At 74.9% G+C, this 849-nt stretch carries 2 protein-coding genes and 1 riboswitch; of the genes, one reads left to right on the forward strand and one right to left on the reverse strand.

Features of this window, described 5'->3' with window-relative positions; all coding sequences use genetic code 11:
- Positions 1-257: hypothetical protein (locus KUM32_RS39985; RefSeq protein WP_217146626.1), on the forward strand; the 257-nt coding region annotated here is incomplete at its 5' end.
- A gap of 175 nt (positions 258-432) precedes the next feature.
- Here KUM32_RS39985 and KUM32_RS39990 read toward each other — a convergent pair.
- Positions 433-753: a multidrug efflux SMR transporter gene (locus KUM32_RS39990; RefSeq protein WP_176161839.1), complete on the reverse strand. Its 321-nt coding sequence runs from the start codon at positions 751-753 to the stop codon at positions 433-435.
- Between the two features lie 34 nt (positions 754-787).
- Positions 788-847: riboswitch (guanidine-III (ykkC-III) riboswitch) on the reverse strand.
- Positions 848-849: the final 2 nt, after the last annotated feature.

Below are 849 nucleotides of genomic sequence, written 5' to 3' on the forward strand. Positions count from 1 at the left end.
TGCCCACCGAGCCCACCTTCACCCCGCCGACGGACGCGCCGTCCGGCGGCGCCACCGGTGATCCGGGCGGCGCCATAGGCGGCCCGGGCGGCGCCGGCGGCCCCGGCGGCGGCGACCCGGGCGGCGCGACCGGCGACCCGGGCGGAACCGGCGCCCCCGGCGGCGCGACCGGCGACCCCGGCGGAGCCGGCCCCGGCGGCGGCGACCCGGGCGGCACCCTGCCCGACCTCGGCACGGACCCGGACGACGACTTCTAGGCCGCCACCCCACGCCGACCCGGTACGGCCACGACAACAGCGACGACGACGGCCGGCCCCCACGACAGACCGGCCCCGACGACAGAACAGCCGCTCCCGACCGGGAGCGGCTGTTCTGCTGGTGCGTGGGGACGAGGCTGCTGAGGGGAACCGAGAGGCTCGGACCGTGCGGGCGTCAGTGGCCCGACGTCGCCTTGAGGCCGACGACCGCCACGAGGAGCAGCACCACGAAGAAGATCCGGGCCGCGGTGGCGGGCTCGTTCAGCACCACCATGCCGAGCACGGCGGCCCCGGCCGCGCCGATGCCGACCCACACCCCGTAGGCGGTGCCGATCGGCAGCGTCTTGGCGGCCTGCGCCAGCAACACCATGCTCGCGACGATCCCCGCGCCGGTGAACACGCTCGGCCACAGCCGGGTGAACCCCTCGGTGTACTTCATCCCGATCGACCAGCCCACCTCCAGCAGGCCGGCGACGATCAGCAAGATCCAAGCCATGACGGCACCTCCGTGAACCACGTGCTTCAACAGGGGTGCGTCGTCTTTGCCTGACCCGGTACGGCGCGTCGCGTCGGGATGCTCTCGACCCTAGCA

The sequence above is a fragment of the Streptomyces sp. AC627_RSS907 genome, assembly GCF_019049165.1.